This window comes from Nesterenkonia massiliensis, from assembly GCF_000455245.1.
Classification (GTDB): Bacteria; Actinomycetota; Actinomycetes; order Actinomycetales; family Micrococcaceae; genus Nesterenkonia; species Nesterenkonia rhizosphaerae.
Genome location: NZ_HG005168.1, coordinates 184,658 through 190,344, shown reverse-complemented (window position 1 = coordinate 190,344; position 5,687 = coordinate 184,658). Strand labels below are relative to the sequence as shown.

At 56.2% G+C, this 5,687-nt stretch carries 6 protein-coding genes; 2 read left to right on the top strand and 4 right to left on the bottom strand.

Translation table 11 applies throughout. The features are described 5' to 3' along the window. The 3 genes from TX78_RS08085 to dctP form a co-directional block, all read right to left on the bottom strand. Positions 1–403 (bottom strand): TRAP transporter large permease subunit (locus tag TX78_RS08085; RefSeq protein WP_044495238.1); only part of this gene is annotated, 403 nt, incomplete at its 3' end. Then, positions 393–845 carry a TRAP transporter small permease subunit gene (locus tag TX78_RS08080; RefSeq protein ID WP_158644318.1) on the bottom strand — a complete coding sequence of 151 codons (453 nt, stop codon included), beginning with the start codon at positions 843–845 and terminating at the stop codon, positions 393–395. The genes TX78_RS08080 and TX78_RS08085, both read right to left, overlap by 11 nt. A gap of 86 nt (positions 846–931) precedes the next feature. Further along, a complete protein-coding gene (gene dctP, locus TX78_RS08075; RefSeq protein ID WP_044495235.1) occupies positions 932–2,029 on the bottom strand; it encodes a TRAP transporter substrate-binding protein DctP in 1,098 nt (365 codons plus the stop codon). Between the two features lie 453 nt (positions 2,030–2,482). Here dctP and TX78_RS08070 point away from each other — a divergent pair, with 453 nt between their 5' ends. Next, the gene (locus tag TX78_RS08070) at positions 2,483–4,099 is read left to right on the top strand and encodes an aldehyde dehydrogenase (NADP(+)) (protein ID WP_044495232.1); all 1,617 of its coding nucleotides are present in this window, start codon (positions 2,483–2,485) and stop codon (positions 4,097–4,099) included. A 1-nt stretch (position 4,100) separates the two neighbouring features. Next, positions 4,101–5,033, top strand: coding sequence for an ornithine cyclodeaminase family protein (locus TX78_RS08065; RefSeq protein ID WP_049897658.1), 933 nt, complete (start codon positions 4,101–4,103; stop codon positions 5,031–5,033). Positions 5,034–5,053: 20 nt separating this feature from the next. On the opposite strand, the gene TX78_RS08060 is transcribed toward TX78_RS08065, so the two are convergent. Then, on the bottom strand, positions 5,054–5,687 hold a 634-nt coding region (locus TX78_RS08060), incomplete at its 5' end, for an MFS transporter (RefSeq protein WP_158644317.1).

The following is a 5,687-nucleotide window of genomic DNA, read 5'->3' as shown; positions in this document are numbered from 1 at the left end:
GATATCGCATCATATGCGGATATGCGATGAGTGCGAGTCCAATCACACCTGCAGCCACGACCCCGGAGATCGCCCCGATAATAGCCCCGACCAAAATCGTGGCAACGGCCAGCCCTCCTCTGAGGCCGCCAGACCACTTATAGATAGCATCGTAGAGGTCGCCGATGATCCGCGTCTTTTCCAGAAGGACAGACATCAGTACGAATAGCGGAATCGCCACAAGCGTAAACGAATTCTGGACACCCCAAACGGCGCTGCCGGTCAGACTCAATCCTCCCGTACCCCAACCGATCAAAGCAAACGCAATCGCGGTTCCAAACAAGGCGAAAGCGATCGGGACCCCGATAAATAGAATTACCAGGAGGACAAGGAACATCAGCAGTGGAAGCCACTCAAGCAGCATTGAGATCCTCCTTGTCTTTGTTGAAGTAGACAATCTGATCGCCGAGCTTCCTAATGCTCTGCAGAATCAGCAATGCGGTAGCGATAGGAAACACCCAGCGGAACCACCAGATGGGAGGTCTGAACGTGGTCTGTTGGGATGAGCGCTCACCGATCAACGTGGATTGCCACGCAGACTGGATTCCCTCGCCCATAATGACGATGGCAACGATGATGATAAAGACCGTAATGATGATCATGAGTACTTTCCGGGGATACTCACCCAGCAGCCTAGGAAGAATATCGACAGAAACATGTTCGTTCTTCCTCAGAACTTCCGCGCCCGCCAAGACGATTGCGGTGCCGTAGATGAAGATGGATACTTCAAAGGCCCAGTCCGGATTACTGGTAACCTTCCTCATTACCGCCGAATAGAAGACAACGATGGTCAGCGGAATAAGCAAGATCCCTGCGAACCACCCGGTCCACCGTGAGATCGAGTCAATGACGCGACCTATGTTCTCCCAACGAGTCTGCATCACGAATAGCCTCAGCTCGAGTATCCGAGTGTTCGAGCGTATTCTTCATAGCCGAGGTTATGAAGCACCTCTGCGTATGTTTCGACATAACGCTTGGCGTATTCGCTGCTGTCTTGGACCCCCAGGAGCCATTCAGCTGCGATGTCGCGCATCTCTTGAACTTCGGATTCGGGCAGCTCAATAGTTTCCGCCCCTTCCGCGATCCATTCCTCGCGAGCCTCTTTATTGGCCTCAGCGTAAGAACCACCAGATATCTCCATCACATGGTCCCGAGCATCCTCAACGATCGCCTGAAGATCCTCAGGCAGCGCGTTCCAGGAGTCTGGGTTAACTATCAGGTCCTTATCGCTATTTCCTCCCACATGAATAGCAGGCTCAATGACGTAGTCAGTCACCTCATCAAGACCCATCTCGCCGTTCACCAAAAAGTCATTGTATTCAGCGGCATCCACCGTTCCCAGCTGCAGGGCTGTATAGATCTCTGGAGCAGAGACCGTCACCACCGATGCCCCGAGTGCGTTGTAGAAAGAAGCAGCGCTGCCTGCGGCGCGAATATTGAGACCGCTGAAGTCCTCCACCGAGTTGATCTCGACCGTGGACATAAGAATCTCGAGCGGTGCGTAGTCGAATGCACCGAGGAACGTGATTCCGTAGTCGTTGTACGCCTCTTCCAGAATGGGCTTAATTGCCTCATTACGCACAAGGACATCGTCATAGTCAGTGATCGGATCTCCCGGAACACCCGGCTGCAGGTTGAAGACCTCATCACGACCTGACCAGAATCCTGCATAGATGGCCGCGGCGTCAACAGTTCCGTTCGCTACTGCATCGAAAGTCTCATCGGTCGGGAAGAGGTCATTAGCACCGAAGACCTCAACAGACAGCCGTCCATCCGATTCTTCTTCGATGTACTCCACGAAAGGAACCACCGTCTCCTGGTAACGAGGAGTACCAGGAATCTGGTGAGTCACCAGACGCCAGGAGAAAGTCTCATCACCCCCGCCGTTGTCTGAACTCCCGCCGACTACACCACCACCACAACTTGCCAGCGCGAGGGTCGAAGCCACGGCCACTGCCAGTGCTCCTAAAGTCTTCTTGCTGCTTCTCATGCGTTTCTCCTTATTTTTCCTTGAGCATCGGGAACCTCAGAGTGCGCAGACTCTGATGCTCTCCCGAAATTCCTTAACAGTTGGGGCTCGGCGGGATCGGTTCTCCCACCAACTAGTCACCAATTTGAGCCAGCGACCTCGTCTGCGATCTGTGCGTAAGCACCGTGCCGCACTTTCACCCACTTATCAGCTCTTCCATCAATCGAAATTGTCGCGAGAGCAGTTCTCATCGTGACTTGCATCACGTCATATGTCAACGGTACAATTCTACTGAAATAGAGTGTTTCGTTTTTGTTTCGGGCGCGGGGCCATCGGCGCCGTCGAAACTCAGGCCCGCCAATCCGCACAGCGGGTCATCTATAACCCTGTCAGCGGTCGCTCCATTAGCAGACAAGGGTGTTGTGCACATGTATCATGTGAAATGTTATTGAGTCGACAAGTGGAGGGCCTAGCATGAGTGAGTTGTCAGATTCGACGTATCATTCTCTCATCGCAGGAGAGAACGTACCCGGCACCAGAGGGCTCTTCCGAGCCACTGATCCGTCCACTGGACAGAAAACGGGCCCAGAATTCTCACTGCTGAGCAAAGGTCAGCTCGAAGCAGCAGCAATGGCTGCCGGAGAAGCCTTCCCTGCCTACCGGGCTTTGACTCCAGAACAACGATCGTCGTTCCTCCGCACGGCTGCCGAGAAGATCGAGACCTCCGGTGAACAGATCATCGCCACGGCCATGAGCGAGACCGGCCTCCCACGGCCTCGGCTGCAGGGGGAACTGGGCCGTACAGTCAACCAGCTGCGGCTCTTCGCAAAAGTCGTCCTCGAAGGTGATCACTACGGTGCACGAATCGAACACCCATTGCCGGATCGTAAACCACTGCCTCGCCCTGACATTCGGCAGCTGAAACTCCCTCTTGGACCCGTGGGCGTCTTCGGCGCATCAAACTTTCCACTTGCCTTTTCCGTTGCGGGCGGTGATACCGCCTCAGCATTAGCGGCGGGCTGCCCTGTGGTCTTTAAGGCTCATAATGCACACCCTGGAACTAGCCAACTGGTTGGCAAGGCGCTCATCGCTGCTGTGGCGGAACACAACTTGCCCTCAGGCGTATTCTCCTTGATCTATGGACCCGGTCAAGATGTAGGTCAGGCTTTGGTGAAAGACCCTCGAATCAAGGCCATCGGTTTCACCGGTTCTCGCAGCGGCGGTCTGGCCATCCTAGCGACGGCCAATGCCCGTCCGGAACCCATTCCGGTCTACGCCGAAATGAGTTCAGTCAATCCGGTCTTCGTCTTCGACTCGGCTGCCAAGAGTGCCCAAGAGCTAGCTCAGGGATTCATTACTTCGCTCAACGGATCTGCCGGCCAATTGTGCACAGCCCCAGGACTGCTGTTCCTCGCCGAGGGGGAGGTCGGGGACTCCTTTGTCAAAGAGGTGAGCAACCAGCTCGCTGAAGCCACCGGCGTCACAATGCTGACGCCAAGCATCTGTTCTGCTCGAGTGGACGGAGAGAAGAAGCTCGCCGACATTCCTGGTGTCCATCCGGTTGGATACGGAACCGCTGGGAGCACTGAGAATGCGCCTGCTCCCGCGGTGTACTTCACAGATGTGAAGACCTTCATCGGAACCCCCGAGCTGTCCGAGGAGATATTCGGGGCCGTGTGCCTGATAGTCCGCTACCAGCACAATGATCAGCTGAAAGCTGCGGTTCACTCCTTGGAAGGACAGCTCACCGCCACACTTCACCTTGACACCGAAGTCACCGAAGATCTAGGTGCGGCCCAGGATCTACTCCCCCATCTAGAGCAGAAAGCAGGCCGGATTCTTGTCAATGGGTGGCCCACAGGTGTCGATGTGGGTGAAGCAATCGTGCACGGAGGCCCATTCCCCGCCACTTCGGATGGACGTTCTACTTCTGTAGGCACCTTGGCTATTGACCGATTCCTGCGCCCTGTGGCCTATCAGAATCTGCCCGAAAGACTGCTCCCTGAGGCGCTCAAAGAGGCTAACCCCTGGCTGCTTGCTCGTCGCATGAACGGAGAGAACCAACCTGCACCAGAGAGACGAGGAGCCTGAGGTGAATATCCCCTACTTTGGAGCTGAAGCAGTCCGCTCAGCGCTCCCTTTCGACCGCGCCATTTCAGGCATCGAAGAAGCTCTCAACGGCGGCGTCGACCCGGAAAATGACAGTCCCCGGATTTTCAGCCCTGCCCCAGATGGCGAGTTCCTCCTCATGCCGACGAATGCTACTCCCATGACGGGAGTGAAAGTGGCAACGATTGCGCCGTTGAATAAGGACAAGAATCTTCCCAAGATCCAGGCTCTGTACATCCTTTTCGACGCTGACTCGCTGAGTCCAGTAGCCATAGTCGAGGGAACCGAACTCACCGCTATACGCACCCCGGCAAGTACCTTGGCTGCCGTCAAACACCTAGTTGCCGCTGACTCATCCTTTCCTAAAGCTCCACGCATTCTGGTCTTCGGAGCTGGCGTCCAGGCGCTCAATCACGTTCGGGCGTCGCTGACCGTCTACCCGGCTGCGTCATTCGGTGTTGTCGGGCGCACGGCCTCACGAACAACGCAGCTTATCGAGACGCTTACCAATGAAGGGGTTGAAGTACAGCAGGAGGAACCCTCCGCTGTTGCCAACTACGACATCATTCTTTGTGTCACGTCATCCTCTGAACCTGTCTTCGACGGACGGCTCCCACAGGATCACGCCGTAGTGGCTTCCGTAGGCCAACATGGATTAAACGCCCGAGAAGTGGACACCGCCCTCGTACTCCGTTCAGATGTTTATGTTGAAGGACGCGCGTCTTCATGGCGAGAGTCTGGCGACTTAGCTCTGGCGCGAGACATCAGCGAATGGCAAGCCATGGATCTCGCAAACATCCAGGATCTCGTTCGCGGTGAGTTCACCCGTAATCTCGGGCGACCGGCGCTCTATACCGGTGTCGGCATGGCTTGGGAAGATCTTGCGCTAGCAACAGTGATTTACAAGAACCTATAAATCTCGTCTTAGACCCGCACTCAGCCCCGGGGACCCCGGGGATGCTCCTGCCTGCCGTGGAAGCGGCCGTGCACCAGGTAGTAGATCAGCAGTCCGAAGAACGCGATCACTCCTGAGGTCGCGTACATGGACTGGTACCCGAAGTGCTCGACCAGCAGCCCGAGGATGAAGGGGCCACAGGGGAAGCCCATATCCATGAAGATGAACGAGGTAGAAATGCCAATGCTGGTCTGCTGCGGTGAAAGTTTGGATGCGATGATCGCCTGGATCGAGGGGAGCATCGATCCGAAGCCGAAGCCCAACAGGATTCCCCCAGCCCACAGCACCGTCGGGTTCGGGGTCCAGGACACCAGCAGCAGACCGAGGCCCATCGCCACCAAGGCGGGGTAGAGCACCGCATTGTCTCCGTAGTGGTCCTGGAGCCTGCCGACGGTCAGCCGCGAGAGCAGCACCACGGAGGCATAGACCACGAAGAACAGTACGGTCGCATCGACCATGCCCAGGGATTGGGAGAAGCCGTTGATGAAGGTGTTGATACCGGAGAACGCCGCCCCCACAATCATCACCAGTGCAATAGGCGCTGCCTTGGGCTGAATGATCTCGCTGAGTCGAAGGCCCAGATGGTCACGGATTCTGCCGGCGGGCCGGTTTTCT

What these genes read in the sequence shown, in the direction of transcription:
- dctP (WP_044495235.1), bottom strand. Translation starts at nt 2,029, where the DNA reads ATGAGAAGCAGCAAGAAGACTTTAGGAGCACTGGCAGTGGCCGTGGCT.
- TX78_RS08070 (WP_044495232.1), top strand. Translation starts at nt 2,483, where the DNA reads ATGAGTGAGTTGTCAGATTCGACGTATCATTCTCTCATCGCAGGAGAG.